General features: G+C 51.1%; 15 protein-coding genes. 1 reads left to right on the top strand and 14 read right to left on the bottom strand.

All coding sequences use genetic code 11. The features are described 5' to 3' along the window. Positions 1-70 precede the first annotated feature (70 nt). From GYMC10_RS06270 to GYMC10_RS06255, 4 genes are all read right to left on the bottom strand, one after another. The gene (locus GYMC10_RS06270; RefSeq protein ID WP_012819375.1) at positions 71-391 is read right to left on the bottom strand and encodes a hypothetical protein; all 321 of its coding nucleotides are present in this window, start codon (positions 389-391) and stop codon (positions 71-73) included. A gap of 241 nt (positions 392-632) precedes the next feature. Next, positions 633-1,850 (bottom strand): sensor histidine kinase, encoded by a 1,218-nt coding sequence (locus tag GYMC10_RS06265; protein WP_012819374.1) that lies wholly within the window; start codon positions 1,848-1,850, stop codon positions 633-635. Positions 1,851-1,871: 21 nt separating this feature from the next. Continuing rightward, positions 1,872-2,564, bottom strand: a complete 693-nt coding sequence (locus GYMC10_RS06260; RefSeq protein ID WP_012819373.1) for a response regulator transcription factor — start codon at positions 2,562-2,564, stop codon at positions 1,872-1,874. Positions 2,565-2,717: 153 nt separating this feature from the next. After that, entirely contained in the window at positions 2,718-3,902 is a 1,185-nt protein-coding gene (locus tag GYMC10_RS06255; RefSeq protein WP_012819372.1) for an acyltransferase, read from the bottom strand. Positions 3,903-4,373: 471 nt separating this feature from the next. Here GYMC10_RS06255 and GYMC10_RS06250 point away from each other — a divergent pair, with 471 nt between their 5' ends. After that, entirely contained in the window at positions 4,374-5,120 is a 747-nt protein-coding gene (locus tag GYMC10_RS06250) for a class I SAM-dependent methyltransferase (RefSeq protein ID WP_012819371.1), read from the top strand. Positions 5,121-5,226: 106 nt separating this feature from the next. Here the strand turns inward: GYMC10_RS06250 and GYMC10_RS06245 are convergent, their stop codons facing one another. The 10 genes from GYMC10_RS06245 to GYMC10_RS06200 form a co-directional block, all read right to left on the bottom strand. Next, positions 5,227-5,976: an SDR family NAD(P)-dependent oxidoreductase gene (locus GYMC10_RS06245; protein ID WP_012819370.1), complete on the bottom strand. Its 750-nt coding sequence runs from the start codon at positions 5,974-5,976 to the stop codon at positions 5,227-5,229. 177 nt (positions 5,977-6,153) lie between these two features. Next, complete coding sequence (locus GYMC10_RS06240; RefSeq protein WP_009589718.1) at positions 6,154-6,642, bottom strand: cation:proton antiporter regulatory subunit; 489 nt, start codon at positions 6,640-6,642, stop codon at positions 6,154-6,156. A gap of 82 nt (positions 6,643-6,724) precedes the next feature. After that, a complete protein-coding gene (locus GYMC10_RS06235; protein ID WP_009589754.1) occupies positions 6,725-7,945 on the bottom strand; it encodes a cation:proton antiporter in 1,221 nt (406 codons plus the stop codon). 363 nt (positions 7,946-8,308) lie between these two features. Continuing rightward, positions 8,309-8,911, bottom strand: coding sequence for a response regulator transcription factor (locus GYMC10_RS06230; RefSeq protein ID WP_012819369.1), 603 nt, complete (start codon positions 8,909-8,911; stop codon positions 8,309-8,311). After that, entirely contained in the window at positions 8,908-10,041 is a 1,134-nt protein-coding gene (locus tag GYMC10_RS06225) for a sensor histidine kinase (protein ID WP_012819368.1), read from the bottom strand. The genes GYMC10_RS06230 and GYMC10_RS06225 overlap by 4 nt, the downstream gene beginning before the upstream one ends. Before the next feature lie 87 nt (positions 10,042-10,128). Next, positions 10,129-11,205 (bottom strand): fatty acid desaturase, encoded by a 1,077-nt coding sequence (locus tag GYMC10_RS06220; protein ID WP_012819367.1) that lies wholly within the window; start codon positions 11,203-11,205, stop codon positions 10,129-10,131. Between the two features lie 128 nt (positions 11,206-11,333). Next, complete coding sequence (locus tag GYMC10_RS06215) at positions 11,334-12,332, bottom strand: Gfo/Idh/MocA family protein (protein WP_012819366.1); 999 nt, start codon at positions 12,330-12,332, stop codon at positions 11,334-11,336. 50 nt (positions 12,333-12,382) lie between these two features. After that, complete coding sequence (locus GYMC10_RS06210) at positions 12,383-12,838, bottom strand: acyl-CoA thioesterase (RefSeq protein WP_012819365.1); 456 nt, start codon at positions 12,836-12,838, stop codon at positions 12,383-12,385. Between the two features lie 285 nt (positions 12,839-13,123). Further along, positions 13,124-14,119 (bottom strand): ABC transporter permease, encoded by a 996-nt coding sequence (locus tag GYMC10_RS06205; protein WP_012819364.1) that lies wholly within the window; start codon positions 14,117-14,119, stop codon positions 13,124-13,126. Then, positions 14,116-15,606, bottom strand: a complete 1,491-nt coding sequence (locus tag GYMC10_RS06200) for a sugar ABC transporter ATP-binding protein (RefSeq protein WP_041622108.1) — start codon at positions 15,604-15,606, stop codon at positions 14,116-14,118. Before GYMC10_RS06200 ends, GYMC10_RS06205 begins: the two co-directional genes overlap by 4 nt. Positions 15,607-15,656: the final 50 nt, after the last annotated feature.

The following is a 15,656-nucleotide window of genomic DNA, read 5'->3' as shown; positions in this document are numbered from 1 at the left end:
GTGTATGAACGGGCTATTCCTGTTGTGATGCTTCCGCGGCTGATCCGACGCAGGCTCGCTCTCTTCAGCATCATCGGACATTCATTCGCCAGGCTGAATCAGGTACGCTGCGGCTCTGCGTTTGCCTGCCTGTCATGATTCTGGCGCGATTAGACACGCCGTCCGATAATTCCTCCCATACTTGACCGATAAAGGATGCGGGGGCAATAGACGATTCTCGATTGCTTCCTGATGCCGCCCCGCCGATGGGTCGCTCCTCCATCTGCATATTAGCACGGAATGCACTGAACTCTGCGCATCCCGATAATAAAATGACACCAACCATCACAATCATAATCTGCCACGCCACCACGAGCCTAGCGTTCCGTTTCGAATAATCCAAGGATTCCATCCGACTTCCTCCTTATGTACGTTCTGAAGGAAAGTATAAGGAACATATCTTATCAATCAGCGGGGCAAGTTCTTAACGAATGCTTAAATAAAACTGAACAATTCCATAGGGTCCTTGCAGCAGCGATCGGGGAGCCCTTCTCAGGATCATATAAAAACGCTCCCTCGAAGGGAGCGTTCGCTTGGGCTGCCTCAATTGCTTCGCAATGCAGAACGACCACCGTGCGGCAAGCGAACTGCTGCTATACGACTTTGGGAAAGCGGGTTTCAAAGGTCGTCCGCTGCCGGTCGCTCCGAACCCGGATTTCGCCGCCCTGGACCTCCACGATGCTCTTCGTGATCGCCAGTCCCAGACCGGTGCCCCCGGTCTGCTTCGAACGGGAAGCCTCCACGCGGTAGAAGCGATCGAAGATGAAAGGCAAATCCCGCTCGGGAATCGGATCGCCGTAGTTGGTGAAGCTGATGCTCACCTGACCGCCAACGCTGCGGACGGCGATGTCGATCCTGTGTCCCGACTCTCCGTACCGGATCGCATTGGATATCAGATTCTCGTAAGCCCGGACAAGCTGGGCGCCGTCTGCCCGAATCACGAGGCCGTCCTCCGCCGCAAGCTTGCATTCCATCCCGGCTTTCTCCAAGGACGGAACGAATTCCTCGATCAGCTGTCTCATGAACTGTGCCATATCGATCTCCCTAATATCCAGCGGAAGCCCGTTATTGATCCTCGTGTATTCGAACAGGTCATCGATCAGCTTCTTCAGATTCTGCGCTTTCTCATAAGCGATATTCACGTAGTACCGCAGCTCTACTTCATCCTGGTACCGGTCTTCCTCGATAACCTCCAGAAACCCCAGTATCGATGTCAGCGGCGTCCGCAGATCATGGGATACCCCCGTGATCAGATCATTTTTGGTTTTCTCCGCATGGCGCTCTTCCAGAATGGATTGGTGAAGCTGCCTGCTCATCTGGTTGATGCTCTCGGCGACCTCGCCCAGCTGGCTGCCTGAGCGAACGGGAATCTCGGTATCGAAATTCCCCTTGGCAATCTCGCGAAGGCCATGCGTGATCTCCTCCAGGTAAACGTTCAGCTGCTCGGTCATGCGGTTAATGCCGGCAGCGACGGCGCCTACTTCGTCCCGGGTGTCGAGCTCGATTCTGGAATCGAATCGTCCGGCCGTGATGTCCTGAAGACCGGTCTCTACCTTCCGCAGATCCAGGGCAAACCACCTCGTGCTCATATAATAGCTTGCCAAAAAAAGAATGATGCCCGTGAACAACATAACCGGCTTCGAACCGAGGTTATTGACGATCCAGGCAAGCGGCGGGTTGATGGCCGGAATGGAGAGCACCAGCGTGCTTAACGCATAGAGTATGATAAGCAGGGCGGCCGCGATGCCGATGCTGGCCAGCAGCATAAGCAGCATCTTCAGGCGGATGCTATGAAGCTTCAATCCTTTCAAGTCAGTCACCTCTGGTTAAGTTTACTCTATTTTGTAACCGATCCCCCATACCGTCTTAATGTATTCCGGCTGCTGCGGATCCTTCTCGATTTTCTCGCGCAGCTTGCGAATATGGACCATGACCGTGTTCTTCGATTCCATGAACGGCTCGTTCCATACCTCGGTATAAATCTTGTCCATGCTCAGCACGAGTCCGCGGTTGATGGCCAGCGTATGCAGCAGGGAGAATTCGCGCGGCGTCAGCTTAATCTCCCTGCCGGCCACCGTTACCCGGTGGGACGCGACATTGAGGATCAGCTCATCGATCTGGATTTCGTTCTCGTCCCGCACCGATTGATTGTTCAGCTGTTTGTACCGGCGGAGCTGCGATTTGATCCTTGCGACCAGTTCCAGCGGACTGAACGGTTTGGTCACGTAATCATCCGCGCCGATGCTGAGTCCGGCGATCTTGTCAATCTCCTGGCTCTTGGCGGACAGCATGATAATGGGCGTGTTGTTCTCCTCCCGAATCTTCATGCATGCCTGGATGCCATCCATCTGCGGCATCATGACATCGAGAATGATTAAATCCACTTTATGGTTTTTTAGAATCTCCAGCGCTTCCAGGCCATGAGATGCGGTGAGCAGCGTATAGCCCTCATTCCTGACGTAAATCTCCATCAATTTCAAAATTTCGGTTTCATCGTCAACCATCAGTATCGTAACTCCAGACATGGCTCCTCCTTGATCATAAAGCGGCAGTCAGCATAACGCCTTTTACGTTCTCTTGCTCCATGGATGTTGTCAGGCCGGGCGATGCTGCTGTTTTGGTTTCCTTTCGCCATGGCCATGCCTCGTCGGGTATACGTCCTATTCTTGCGAAACAGGCTAGGAACCGGAAAGCGGCACAGCCGGCGTATCGGTTGGTTTACCCGATCTCTTCGCCTTCGGAATATTACCGAAAATCACCCATGAGCCCGGTATATAGCGAACCGTCAATTCCACGACGATCCATGAACAGCCTAAGGCTGCCGCAAAACCGCCTGCATACCACAGATGGGTCAGGATCGAGTTCCCCGTGGTTAACGGGAATTGACGGTAGACGAGCAGAAAGAACGGATGAATGAGATAAATCCCGAAGGATACGGCCCCCAGTCTCTCCAGCGCGGGCGTCCATCCGCGTACCCCGGCCCGGTAGAACAGAATGGCGAACTGGAGCAGGACAAGCGCCCCAAAGTAAGTATGCATATTCCACAGCAGCTCGTACAGCGTTGAATTATATCCGGTTCCGTGAAGACGGTTGTTGTAATAAATGTACACATGGCCGAGACCGGCAGCTGCCCATGCGATCCACAGCATCGTCCAAGCCGCGATGCGGTAAGGCTGTGCGTTGGAACGGCTGATCACAAGCCAGGCCTTGAGTTTCGGATAATAGATGCCGATAAAAGCGCCCAGCATGAAGTAAGCTATATAGGACAAGGCCCAGCTTCCCTTATTCGGCACCTGCCAATAATACTTATTCATCAGTATAAACGTCCACTGGATCACCAGTCCAATCGGAATCGCCCATTTTGCAAGCTGCGGCATCTTCTTGAACAACCACAGCACCAGCGGAAACAGCACATAAAACTGAATGCTGATAAACACGAAGTACAGATGCGTATACGCTTTGCCGGTCAACAGCTTTTGAATAAAACTCTCCATCGTCTCGCCAAACGGCCTGCCTTGATAATGCAGATAGTGCAGCAGCCCGAAGTAAAACACGGAAAAGAGTGTATACGGGATGATGATGTACAGCAATCTTTTCTTGTAGAATCCGCCGATCAGCTTCTTGGTCGTAGGGCGGTCATAATAATTGTAGAAGAGTACCAGGCTGCTCAAAAATATAAACGTCGGCGTTCCGTATTTCATGAAGATGTTCATAAAATTGTAGATGAAAAAGTATTTGGAGTCCGTCATGGCCGATACGGCATACGATGTCGAGTGAACGGACAGCACGCCGATAATGGCGAATGCGCGGACCAATTGCAGCTCGGGAAGACGCTCCCTTGGCAGAGAATTCATTTTGTTCATGGCAGTACCCTCTCATTTCAAAGTCCTAATTTTCTCGTTCCAAACCGAAACAATTCAATAAGTATAGTAAACATTTCTTAACGCCTTGCTTCCAAATTCTTAACAATTGCTTAAGATTCTGGTGATGCTCCTAATAAAATTCTACTTGATCCCAAAATATCCTTGCTCTTACAATAAGAAAAACATCTATCGACGTACTTTCTCAGAAGACAGACCGCGTATAGCGGAAGTTTTTCTTGCGAGATAATGATGGCAACCTCTGAAGCTTACACTTTCTTATCTCTTAAAAATATTCTTTCAGAATTGGGGTGAATTGGATGCTGATTAGGATCCTTGCCGTTCGAAGTAGCTAGGCCCGGTCTATCATACTGGACCGGGCCTAGCCGGAATCACAGTAACTGAGCGAACGAATAAGAGACGATCTGTTTTCAGCATCCCATTTTATCTCAATTGAAAAGGTGAACCATATATATGAAATCACAGGAATACAAGTCATTTTATGATATCGTAGGAGCCTTAAACGGCTGGGATTTCAGCAAGGTCAGATGGATCTCGGAAGGCGTGGAGTGGAATTTTTACGATGAGGTGAGCAAGCGGTGCACATCATCCGACGCTCTGCTGGATATCGGCACGGGAGGCGGAGAGAACTTGTTGTCCATCGCCTCGAAGGCGGCATTGCTGGTTGGAATCGATCTTTCCCATGCGATGATAGAGACTGCCCGGAGTAACAAACGGAAGGCTGCGGCTTCCAACGTACGCTTTGTCCAGATGGATGCAGGAATGCTTCAATTCCCGGAGGCGTTTTTCGATTTGATTTCATGCCGGCACTCCCCTTTCCGTGCTTCGGAGGTTGCCAGGGTATTAACCGATGATGGCGTGTTTCTAACGCAGCAGGTTCGCGAATGCGATAAAGCTAATCTGGCCCAAGCCTTCGGCAGAGGACAATCCTCCCGCGAAGACGGCGCTTTAATGAAGGAATACAAGAGGGAACTTCAGCTAGCAGGGTTTCGCGATATCCAATGCGCTGAATATGATGCCGTCGAGTACTATGAGCGTGAGGAGGATCTTATCTTCCTGCTCAAACACACGCCCATCATTCCCGGATTCGGACAGGAGGAATCGGATTTCCGCATCCTGCAGCAATTCATCGAGGAGCATCGCACAGATCTCGGAATCCGGACGAATTCCGCACGGTTTATGATCGTGGCACGGAAATAGCCGGTCCTCCATGGTTATCCATAACCCGCAGTCTACGGCTATTAAACAGAAAAAGCGCACAAGGGGCACAGCCCTTGGCGCTTTTTTTAGAAATCGGCATCGTATATTATCTCAGCATGATGGAACCGCCGTCCACCATCAGCGTTTGGCCGGTCATGTAATCGGAATCGGAGCTAGCCAAGAACACGGCCACGCGTCCGATATCCTGCTCGGGATCGCCCATTTTTTTGAGCGGAATTTTATCGACCATTTCTTGATACGCTTCCGGAAATGCCTGCTTCCACTGCTCTACGCCCGGCGTCAGCGCGATCGGACTGATCAGATTGACATTAATGCCGTCCGCTCCCCACTCGTTGGCAGCCACGCGTGACAGCCCCCGGATCGCTTCTTTCGCTGCGGCGTAGGAGGCCTGGTTTACCATGCCGGACAGTCCCGCACCGGATGCAAAATTGATCACCTTGCCCTTGGCTGCTTTCAGATGAGGATAACATTCCTGCATGAAATAAAACGTCGGATAGAATCCGGTATTGAACGACAATGCCATCACTTCATCGGTTGTTTCCACAATGGGTACCTGCTTGGACACATGCGCGTTGTTAACGAGAATATCCAGTCTGCCGTAGGTGTTCACAACGTCATCCACGATTCCTTTAATCGAGGCTTTATTCGTAATATCGCCGTTAATAAACATCGAATCGCTATATGCCCTCAGCGCTTTCTCCGTTTCGCGACCCTTATCCTCATTCACGTCCACGATGACGACCTTGGCGCCTTCCTTGGCCATGGCCAGAGCCATGCCGCTGCCGATTCCGCCGGCACCGCCTGTAATTATAGCTACTTTGTCTTTCAATTTCATGCTGTATACGCCCTCTTTCTCGAAAATGATAGCCTCACTATCAAAGATAGATCATTTCGCGAAAAATTTCAAATTTAAAGGATCCATGCAAAAAAAAGCAAGCCCCTCACCCATGGAGGAGCTTGCTGCTTACGTGTTACGACAGGATCAACTAAAGACCTGTGAAGCTATTCGTTATTAGCCGTTGACCAGCAGTTCTTTCAGCTGCTTGATCTGCTTGCGCTCGCCCGCAAGCACCAGCGTCGATCCTGCTGTCAGGATGTCGTCCGGACCCGGATTGATTTTCTGCTCTTTCTTGTTCACAATCGCTAATACATTAGCGCCAGTACGTTGACGAACCTGAAGCCCTGCAATGGATTGTCCCACGCATTTGTAATGCGGCTCGATTCGCGCCCATTCGATGATCAAATCTTCGAGCGTCACTTCGATGGTCTCCAGCGCTTTCGGTTTATACGTCATGCCGCCGATAATGCCTGCGATTTGTCTTGCCTCGTCATCCTCTAATGTAATCTGGGAGATGGTCTCCTCAGGATCGTCATCTTCAAAGTGGTACAACTCTCTACGGCCATCGTCATGAATAACAACAACCAGCTTATCCCCTGATCTCGCCTGAATAAGGAACTTCTTCCCGATACCCGGCAGATCAGATTCGCGAATAATACTCATGTGTAAATCCTCCGTTCTGGGGTTAATTCAATCTCTAGATTATATAGATTAGTTGGAAGAAAGTAAATCATCCCGGGCTTCCCTATGCATTCCTTTTTTTCACTTTCTCCACTGGATCGCTCCATTTGAATATTTTATTCATTCCACGGTACACGCGCTTCGACTCCTTGGCCAATAAGGGCCCGAGAATCGCGAGAATCAGGACATAGAGTGCCGAGAATGGTTTCAGCATCGCGGACAGTCCGCCTGCAAGTCCCAGATTCGCAACGATAATCGTAAACTCCCCGCGCGCCATAATAGTCAATCCGATGTTAAGCGACGATTTATGCGATAGTCCGGCCTTGCGCCCCGCTATCATGCCTGCGACCAGGTTGCCGATTATGGTCAGTACCACGGCGCCAAGAGCCAGCCATAGCGCATTCCCCAGCGTGGTCGGATCGATGCCGAGACCGAAGCTGAAGAAGAAGATCGCTCCAAAGAAATCACGGAAAGGTATGACCAGCTGCTCGATCCGTTCGCTATGATCCGTCTCCGATAAAGCCAGTCCGAACAGCAGCGCGCCGATCGCTTCGGCTACGTGCAGCGTCTCCGAAAACCCGGCAATAAAGAACATCGACGAGAACACTACGATAATGAAAATCTCGCTGGACGTAATATTCAGCAATTTGTTAAGTATGGGTGGACCTTTTCTCGCAATAACAAAGAACAACAGCATGTAACCTATGGAAATGCAAACCGAGAGGATCGTTGCCCCTATCGATGTAGCCCCGCCTAACAGCAGTCCCGACATAATCGATAAGAACACGGCAAGGAAAATATCATCGAACAAAATCATGCCGAGTATGAGTTCCGTCTCCGCATTCCCCGTGCGCCGCAGATCCACAAGCACCTTAGCGACGATGGCGCTGGAGGAAACCGACAGCATCCCTGCAATGATCAGCGTCTCGTACAGAGGCATATTGATCACGAAACCGTAAGCCACACCCAGCACGAAGTTCAATACTACATATACGGTTCCGCCTACCACAATGTTTCGTCCGGACTTGATCAATTTTTGAACCGAAAATTCAAGACCAAGGTAAAAGAGCAGGAATAGAATACCGATCTGTCCCAGAAAATCGATGATCCCCTGGCTCTCAATGAACTTAAAGTCAAGAATCCCTATCGTTGGTGCATGCGGACCGACAAGCATCCCGAGCACAATCAAGAACGGTATGATCGAGAACTTGAGCTTTCCAGCAATTACGGAGGCTATAGCAACCAGAATCAGAGCAGTTCCAACCTCAAACATCATATGGTCCATAGAAGACCTCCTCCTCCTCAAATTTGACTTCTGGCAATCATTACTATTATACATAAAAATGCATACATTTACAAAGGAACTGCAATATATTTGCTTGATTGCCTTTTATGCAGGAAATGGCGTCATTTAAAAACAGGCTTATTTTTATTAGCGATTTCATTGTTTCCAAAAAATATAAAATCTATCCAAAATCGCATTCAAGCTTCATTAAATGAATAAATATACACTTTATTGCATACAATACCAGGTAAAAAAATCCATTATTTTAAGCGGCATGTTCACCTTCTTCCTGGTTTTCGTTTTTCTTATGCGCACGAAAAAAAACCCCGCGGCTGCAACCGCGGGGTTTTGCTCTTCTTTGCACTATTTAAACCAGCCTTTTTCCTTGAAACGCGTGATCGCTTCGATCCGGTTGCTGACGCCAAGCTTATCAAGAATAACGGAAATGTAATTACGCACGGTTCCCGTGGTTATAAACAGCTGATTGGCAATTTCCTTCGTATTCTTGCCGTCCGCGATGAGGCCCAGCACTTCCTTTTCCCGCTCCGTCAGCGGATTCTCTTCACCGGAATACGCTTCATCCACCAGCTCGGAGGCGTAGATACGCCTGCCTGCCATAATGCTGCGAATGGACGCGGCCAGCTCCTCGCTCGGGCTGTCCTTTAGCAGGTAAGCGTTGGCGCCCGCTTTCACGGCACGCTCGAAATACCCGGGCCGGGCAAAGGTCGTCAGGATCATCACCTTGCAGCCATAACCCTTGATCTCCTCGGCGGCTTCAAGCCCGTTCATGATCGGCATCTCAATATCCATGATGCAGATATCCGGCATATGAAGTTTGACAAGCTGTACGGCATCCTTGCCGTTGCCCGCCGTCCCGACCACCTGCATATCCTCTTCCAGATCCAGCAGTGAGGCCAGGGCTCCAAGCAGCAGCCGCTGATCTTCGGCAATGACGATTCGGATCATATTCCCGCCTCCTTATCCGGCATTCTGAGCACATTAGGGACTCGAAGGACAAGCGTAGTCCCCTCGCCTGAAGCAAACTCCATGCTTCCGTTGACGAATTCAAGCCGCTCTCTCATTCCCCGCAGCCCGTTGCCGCGGTTTTTCGCGTCCGTCACGAACCCGGTTCCATTGTCCTTCACCCTGGCAATCAGATCCGTTTCCGTGGATTCGATCACAATGGAGCAGGCCGTGGCATTGCTATGCTTCACGATGTTATTCACTGCCTCTTTCAGGCACATGCTGATCACATTTTCATTCATTAACGACAGATTCTCCGGCTCCAACGTACCCTCAAAGGTCAACTCGATCTGCGCCGCCTTCAAGATTTGCCGAATACGGAAGATTTCATCCGCAAGCCGGGTCCCCCGCATCCGCGTCACCATCTCGCGCACTTCCTTCAGTGCGGTTCGGGCCGTCTGACGGACATCGTTGATCTCGGCTTGGGCCCTTTCCATATCCTGCTTCATCAGTTTGCCGGCCAAATCGCTTTTGAGGCCGATAAGAGACAGCTTTTGCCCCAGCGTATCATGCAAATCCCGGGCAATGCGCTGGCGTTCCTCCAGCTTCACCAATTCCGAAATCCGTTTGTTCGCATCCTCCAGCTGGCCCTGCAGCTGATCGTTCTTATTCCGGTTATAGTTTGTCACAGGGAGCAGTATAACCCCTACCACACTCACAAGCACGAATGGCAGCTGCGTGATGAAGAACGGATTCCGCGTTAACAATCCATAATTCACCGTAATAATGGTCGTAACCAAGTGGATGGAGTACAGCGTGATAAACCCGGCCTTATTCTTGATGTTCCCGATGAAGAATGCCAGGAACAGCGAAAAATAGATATATCCGAATACCACGGACATCGTAACCGATATTAAAATTTGCAGACTCGTCCAGAAATAGACGAGCCAGCCTTTGGACAGAAATGACAGCACATAGAAAGCGAAGAACATCACGATCATCAGAACGCCGATCACGATCTGATAGGTCGAGGTCGACCGGAAGATGAAATAGAACGGAAGGATGTAGAAGACAACCCATACGTAAGGGCTCAGTCCCGTGCTTTTATGAAAGATCTGATACCATTTCTGCATGGAGTCCCACCTTCTGTCGATTCAAGCTTAATTCATTTACTAGCCTTAGCGAATCCGTGATCCATTATAGCATCATGACTCAGGAATCTATTCGCGCTGGACCCTGGGTCTTGGGCTCGCCAGGTTCTTCTCCGCCTTCGCCAGTGCGGATTCCTGCGGTTTACGAAGCGACCGACGCGCTTCCTTAAAGGTGACAAACACCTTTTTCTCTTCATCCCACAGACGGAAACGAATGGACTTCAAACTGGTCTTCAGCGTAATCGTGGTTGCCTTCTGCAGCGGAGGAGCGGCTTCATGCGCCTTCTCCAGGTTATAGTTAGGCACCTTCGGGCTTAAATGGTGAACATGATGGAAGCCGATGTTGCCGGTGATCCATTGCAGAACCTTCGGAAGTTTGTAATAAGAGCTGCCTTCTACGGCTGCATTGATATAACTCCACTCTTCATCATGCTCGTAATACGTTTCCTCGAATTGATGCTGCACGTAGAACAACCAAATGCCAAGCATCCCGGAAACCATGAAGATCGGAGCTTGAACGAGCAGAAATGCCTGCCATCCGATCGCCCAGCACAACAATGCATACAAAGCGACAATCAGAATATTCGTTGTATAGTTACTGATCTTCTCCTTGCGTCTCGCGCCTTTGCGGTTGAAACGGTAGGAGATCAGAAATATGGCGATGGGACCCAGACCGAACATCACGATCGGGTTACGGTACACCCGATAGTACAGACGCTGCCAAAAGGAAGCTGCCCTATATTCTTCAACGGTTAATACCCACATATCGCCGATTCCCCGCTTATCGAGATTGCTGCTCGTCGCGTGATGGATCGCGTGGGTGTTCTTCCATTGCTCGTAAGGGCACAGCGTAAGCACGCCCGTAATCGTGCCGAGAATTTTGTTAGCCTTGCGGCTCTTGAAGAAAGATCCGTGACAGCAGTCATGGAATATGATAAACGTCCGGACAACAAAACCCGAAGCAACCACGGCTATGGGAATGGTTAGCCAGTACGATACGGATAAGCTTAAATAGGCTGCATACCATAGCAGTATCAATGGAACCAGTGTATTGAAAAGCTGACCTATACTCGCCTTCGTGTCAATTTCTTCATAAGGGGCAACATTCTTTTTCAAGCTGGACAATTTGTTATCGGGTTTAGCCATAGTTGTCTTCCTCCTCGAAATGAAGCGCAAGGACGTTATCAAGCTATCACGCACTTGTCTAATTTAAGTATAGTTAGAATGTCATGCGCGTCGTAGTCATAAACGTCATTTCGGGAGTATGACAAATATCATATATCGGTGCGGGAATCCGCCGGGAACCGCAGTCCGATCTGGCTTCTGGCTTCCTGCATAATTTCGGCCGTAATGAGCGAGTTGGCATGGGTGTTGATTGAACTTTCCCGTTCGCCGCACCGGATCAAATCGATAAATTCCCGGGCTTCGTAATACATCGATTCATGCGTTTGCAGCTGGGTCACGTTCTCGATGGTGCCGTCTCTGTAGCGGATCTTCACATCGTACGGCTGATTGATTTTGTCGATGATCATCGTGCCGTTCTCGCCCTGAATTTCGGTAGGGGCAAGGGAATCGCTGATTTTGGAATGCATGATGACGGCATCCATCTCGGGATAGGACAACAGCAGACTGCCTTCGCCGTCAACCCCGGAAGACAGCATATAGCCGGAAGCCTTCACCGTGTCCGGTTTTCCGAACAGGGTCACCATCGGGTACAGGCAATAAATCCCCAGGTCCATTAGAGAGCCGTTGGAATATTCAGGGTTGAACGCATTCAGTACTGTCCCCTGCTTGAACGCGTCATAACGGGAGGAGTATTGGCAATAACTTGCAAAATAACGCCGTATCGGGCCCAGCTTGTACAAGTTGTCCCGGACGGTCTTGAAGTTCGGCATCAGCGTCGACTTCAATGCCTCCATCAACAGAACGTCATTGTTCTTCGCGGCTTCGATCATGGCGGCCACTTCGACCGCGTTGGAAGCCATCGGCTTCTCGCAGAGGACGTGTTTCCCGTGGTTCATGCATAAGATTGCCTGGTCCACGTGATAGGAATTCGGACTCGCAATGTATACCGCATCAATTTCGTCATCCTGCACCATTGCCTCAAGATCCGTGTAGACCTTGGGATCCGCGTACTTAGCCGCAAAAGCCCTGCCCTTCTCTTCCGTACGGGAGTATACGGCAGCTAGAATAAATTCTTCCGTCTCCAGTGCCGACTGGAGAAACCTCTCGGTGATCCAGTTTGTGCCGATAATGGCAAAACGGATGTTCATCCCTTATCCCTTCCCTTCATGGTTTATCCTGATTGATCTTTGTCGTTGGCTTACATCCATCCTTCAAAAGCCGAAATTCGTTCGCGTGCCGAATCCGGAATCGGCGTGCTCTTGCCTGAAGCGGTCTCGATGAGCACGATGGTTCCGCGGCCGGCTGCCTTCAAGGCGCCGTCCACTACGATCGCATATTGAATGTCCATGGAGGAGCGTCCGATCTCAGCCACCCGCACATGAAGCCTAAGCGGGTCCTTCAGATACATTTGCGCCAAATACTGGCACTCCAGATCCGCAACAACCGACACCTTTTGATCGCCGAACAGCTCGTCGGTCAATCCCAGATTCTCGAAATATTCAATGCGTCCCTGCTCGAAATACATGAAATAACTGACGTTATTGACATGACCCAGCATATCCGTTTCGCAATACCTAATCTTTATCGGAATTTCAAAGTGAAACGTGTCCATCCAGGACTTGGGATCCGGTTGTATGAAGGTTGTTTTTTTCATGATGAGTCCCCTTTCTCTTTATAAGAGGGAAATGTATGTACAATGCTAAACCAGTCTTATACAAGGATAATGAATACCCGCTGCGTCCGTCAACTAAATAACCAAATGATGGATATTATCCCTGACGCCCTTGGAATATGGCTTGAATTCATTTTCCTCCCATAGGTTGCCACCTACAGAAACAATCCATGAAAAAAACCATCCGCCCCCGATCAGGATCACGGGAGGGATGGTCTCGATAGTATGAATGGAACTAGGTGGGTCAAAGCATGTGCCGATTCGTCATCAATGTCTCTTCTTATAGTAGGTTAGGGCAAGCGCGAGCGCCAGCACCGAGCCCTTGACGATATCCATCGCATAATACGGCACGGACAGCATGATCAAACCGTTTTGCAATATACCGATCAACACAGCGCCGACAAAGGTCCCGAGCGCGTTCGGCTTGCCGGCTCCGAATACGGAGTATCCGATGAAAGTCGCGGCAACGGCATCCATAAGATAAGGTCCGCCGGAGTTGACCTCGGCCGTCATAACGCGAGCCCCGAGGATAATCCCGCCGATGGCGGCAAACAAGGCGGAGACCAGATAAGCGATCAGGCGGTATTTACTCACCGGGATCCCGGATAAAGCCGCCGCTTCGCGGTTGCCCCCGATCATGTACATGTACCGTCCGTGTTTCGTATAGGTCAGGAACAGATGGACCACGAGGACCACGAGAACCATAATGATAATGATCCATGGCACCTGCCCGATTTTCTCGAACAGCGCCGGAATTTTACCGGTGGCAAAGTCCCCGCTCGGCATGATCATATTCTGGGAGATGGTAGCGCCCCGGGTATACGTCAGGGCAACGCCCTGGAAGATAAACATCGTCGCCAGGGTCATCAGCATGTCGTCGATCTTGAAATTGATGACCAGAAACGCGTTGATCAGCCCGACGGCCAGGCAGAACAGCAGCGTGAGGCCGATGCCGATGCCGATGTTTTGCCCGTGCCAGACGAACATGGATATGACCAGCGCGTTTGCCAGGGAGGCCGTTGAGCCGACGGACAGGTCAAAGCCGCCAACGGCGAGCGATACGGTCAGTCCTACGGCAATGATCGTCACGATCGAGATCGAACGGAGAATGTTAATAATGTTGCTTGTATTCAAAAAGTTGTCGGCAACGGTCCCGAATACGAGAATAAGTACGAATACCGTAATCAACGTGCCGTATTTATACAGAAAATCGAATGCGAAGCTAGCCGCCGGCTTCTCCTTAACAGGTCTTGCTGTATTCATGTCAACCCGCCTCCTGTGCAGTAAAGCAATAATTCCTCTTCATTCGTTGACCGCGTTGTCAGCTCCTTCGTGATGCGGCCGTCATACATTACATACACCCGGTCGGTGATGCCCACGATTTCCGACAGCTCGCTTGTAGCGTACAGCACGCATTTCCCCCGCTTGGCCAGCTCGGCCACCAGCTTGAAAATATCCCGCTTCGCGCCAACGTCAACGCCCTTGGTCGGCTCATCGAAAATATACACGTCCGCGTCGGCCAGCAGCCATTTGCCGATCGCCACCTTCTGCTGGTTGCCCCCGGACAGGTTTCTCACCCGCGCTCTCTCGCTTGGAGTTTTGATCCCGAGCGACTCGATCATCTCTCTCGCCGCCTGTTTCTCCCTGCCAAAGCTTAGCCAGGAACCCCATTTGGAAAATTGGGACAGCACCGCGGCCGTTAAATTGACGGACACCGGCTCTTCCACGAACACGCCTTCCCGGCGGCGCTCCTCGGGTACGAGCGCAATGCCGTTCCGCACGGCATCATGCGGCGAGCGGATGCGCAGCTTTTTTCCATCCAGTATCATCTCGCCGGTTGACGTGCCGGAAGCCCCGAATACCGCCCGGCACAGCTCGGTTTTCCCGGCCCCGACAAGGCCTGCCAAACCGACGATCTCCCCTTGGCGGAGGCTCAGATCAACGCCGTTGATTTTGCCCGGGTCGTACATGCCTTTTACCTCTAACCGCGCAGGACCGATGTCTCGCTCGATGTGGGGAAACTGCTGGTCCATCTTGGAGCCCAGCATGTATTCCACCACTCTCGGCTGATCGATATTCGCGATGCGGTCGCTCTTCACCAGCAAACCGTCCCGCATGATCGTAATGTCATCGCAGATTTCGTACAGCTCCGGCAGCCGGTGAGATATGAAAATAATGCCGACTCCGTCCTGCTTCAGCTTGCGCACCAGCTTGAACAGCTGCTCCGTCTCGCTATGGCTGAGCGGCGCGGTCGGCTCGTCCAGCACCAGAATGCGGCACTGTTTTGAAACGGCTCTGGCGATCAGCACCATCTGCTTCTCCGCCAGCGTCAGCTCCGAAATCAGCTTTTTGACCGGGACCCGGATATTCATCCGCGCAAGAATCGATTCGGCTTCCCGATGGAGCTCCTTCCAACGGATCAAGTGCCGTTTGCCCATATCGTGAACCGTCCGGTCGAGCATGATGTTCTCGCCGACCGTCAGGTTCGGAATGAGCGCGGTATCCACCTCTTGATAGACGATCTGAATGCCCAGGTCCTTTGCTTCCTTCGGTGAACGGATGTCCGCCTTGCTCCCGTCGATCCAGATCTCGCCCTCGTAATGGGTATACGCTCCCGATAGGATCTTCATTAAGGTAGACTTTCCTGCGCCATTCGCGCCGATCAACGCATGAGCCGTCCCCGCAGTCGTCTGAAAATCAACATCGGTCAACGCCTTAACGCCTGGAAAAGAGATCGATATGTGCTTCATTTGAAGTAAGGGTGCCGCTCCCGAATTGTCGGTCGAGCTGGCAGTTGTTG

Source organism: Paenibacillus sp. Y412MC10 (assembly GCF_000024685.1).
In the GTDB taxonomy this organism is placed as follows: Bacteria; Bacillota; Bacilli; order Paenibacillales; family Paenibacillaceae; genus Paenibacillus_AQ; species Paenibacillus_AQ lautus_A.
This window is presented reverse-complemented; position numbering and strand designations above follow the sequence as displayed.

Excerpts from the sequence above, each read along its gene's own strand:
- GYMC10_RS06205 (WP_012819364.1), bottom strand. The coding sequence starts at position 14,119 with ATGAATACAGCAAGACCTGTTAAGGAGAAGCCGGCGGCTAGCTTCGCA.
- GYMC10_RS06240 (WP_009589718.1), bottom strand. The coding sequence starts at position 6,642 with ATGAGTATTATTCGCGAATCTGATCTGCCGGGTATCGGGAAGAAGTTC.
- GYMC10_RS06260 (WP_012819373.1), bottom strand. The coding sequence starts at position 2,564 with ATGTCTGGAGTTACGATACTGATGGTTGACGATGAAACCGAAATTTTG.
- GYMC10_RS06235 (WP_009589754.1), bottom strand. The coding sequence starts at position 7,945 with ATGGACCATATGATGTTTGAGGTTGGAACTGCTCTGATTCTGGTTGCT.
- GYMC10_RS06210 (WP_012819365.1), bottom strand. The coding sequence starts at position 12,838 with ATGAAAAAAACAACCTTCATACAACCGGATCCCAAGTCCTGGATGGAC.
- GYMC10_RS06220 (WP_012819367.1), bottom strand. The coding sequence starts at position 11,205 with ATGGCTAAACCCGATAACAAATTGTCCAGCTTGAAAAAGAATGTTGCC.
- GYMC10_RS06230 (WP_012819369.1), bottom strand. The coding sequence starts at position 8,911 with ATGATCCGAATCGTCATTGCCGAAGATCAGCGGCTGCTGCTTGGAGCC.
- GYMC10_RS06200 (WP_041622108.1), bottom strand. The coding sequence starts at position 15,606 with ATGAAGCACATATCGATCTCTTTTCCAGGCGTTAAGGCGTTGACCGAT.
- GYMC10_RS06245 (WP_012819370.1), bottom strand. The coding sequence starts at position 5,976 with ATGAAATTGAAAGACAAAGTAGCTATAATTACAGGCGGTGCCGGCGGA.
- GYMC10_RS06225 (WP_012819368.1), bottom strand. The coding sequence starts at position 10,041 with ATGCAGAAATGGTATCAGATCTTTCATAAAAGCACGGGACTGAGCCCT.
- GYMC10_RS06215 (WP_012819366.1), bottom strand. The coding sequence starts at position 12,332 with ATGAACATCCGTTTTGCCATTATCGGCACAAACTGGATCACCGAGAGG.
- GYMC10_RS06270 (WP_012819375.1), bottom strand. The coding sequence starts at position 391 with ATGGAATCCTTGGATTATTCGAAACGGAACGCTAGGCTCGTGGTGGCG.
- GYMC10_RS06255 (WP_012819372.1), bottom strand. The coding sequence starts at position 3,902 with ATGAACAAAATGAATTCTCTGCCAAGGGAGCGTCTTCCCGAGCTGCAA.
- GYMC10_RS06250 (WP_012819371.1), top strand. The coding sequence starts at position 4,374 with ATGAAATCACAGGAATACAAGTCATTTTATGATATCGTAGGAGCCTTA.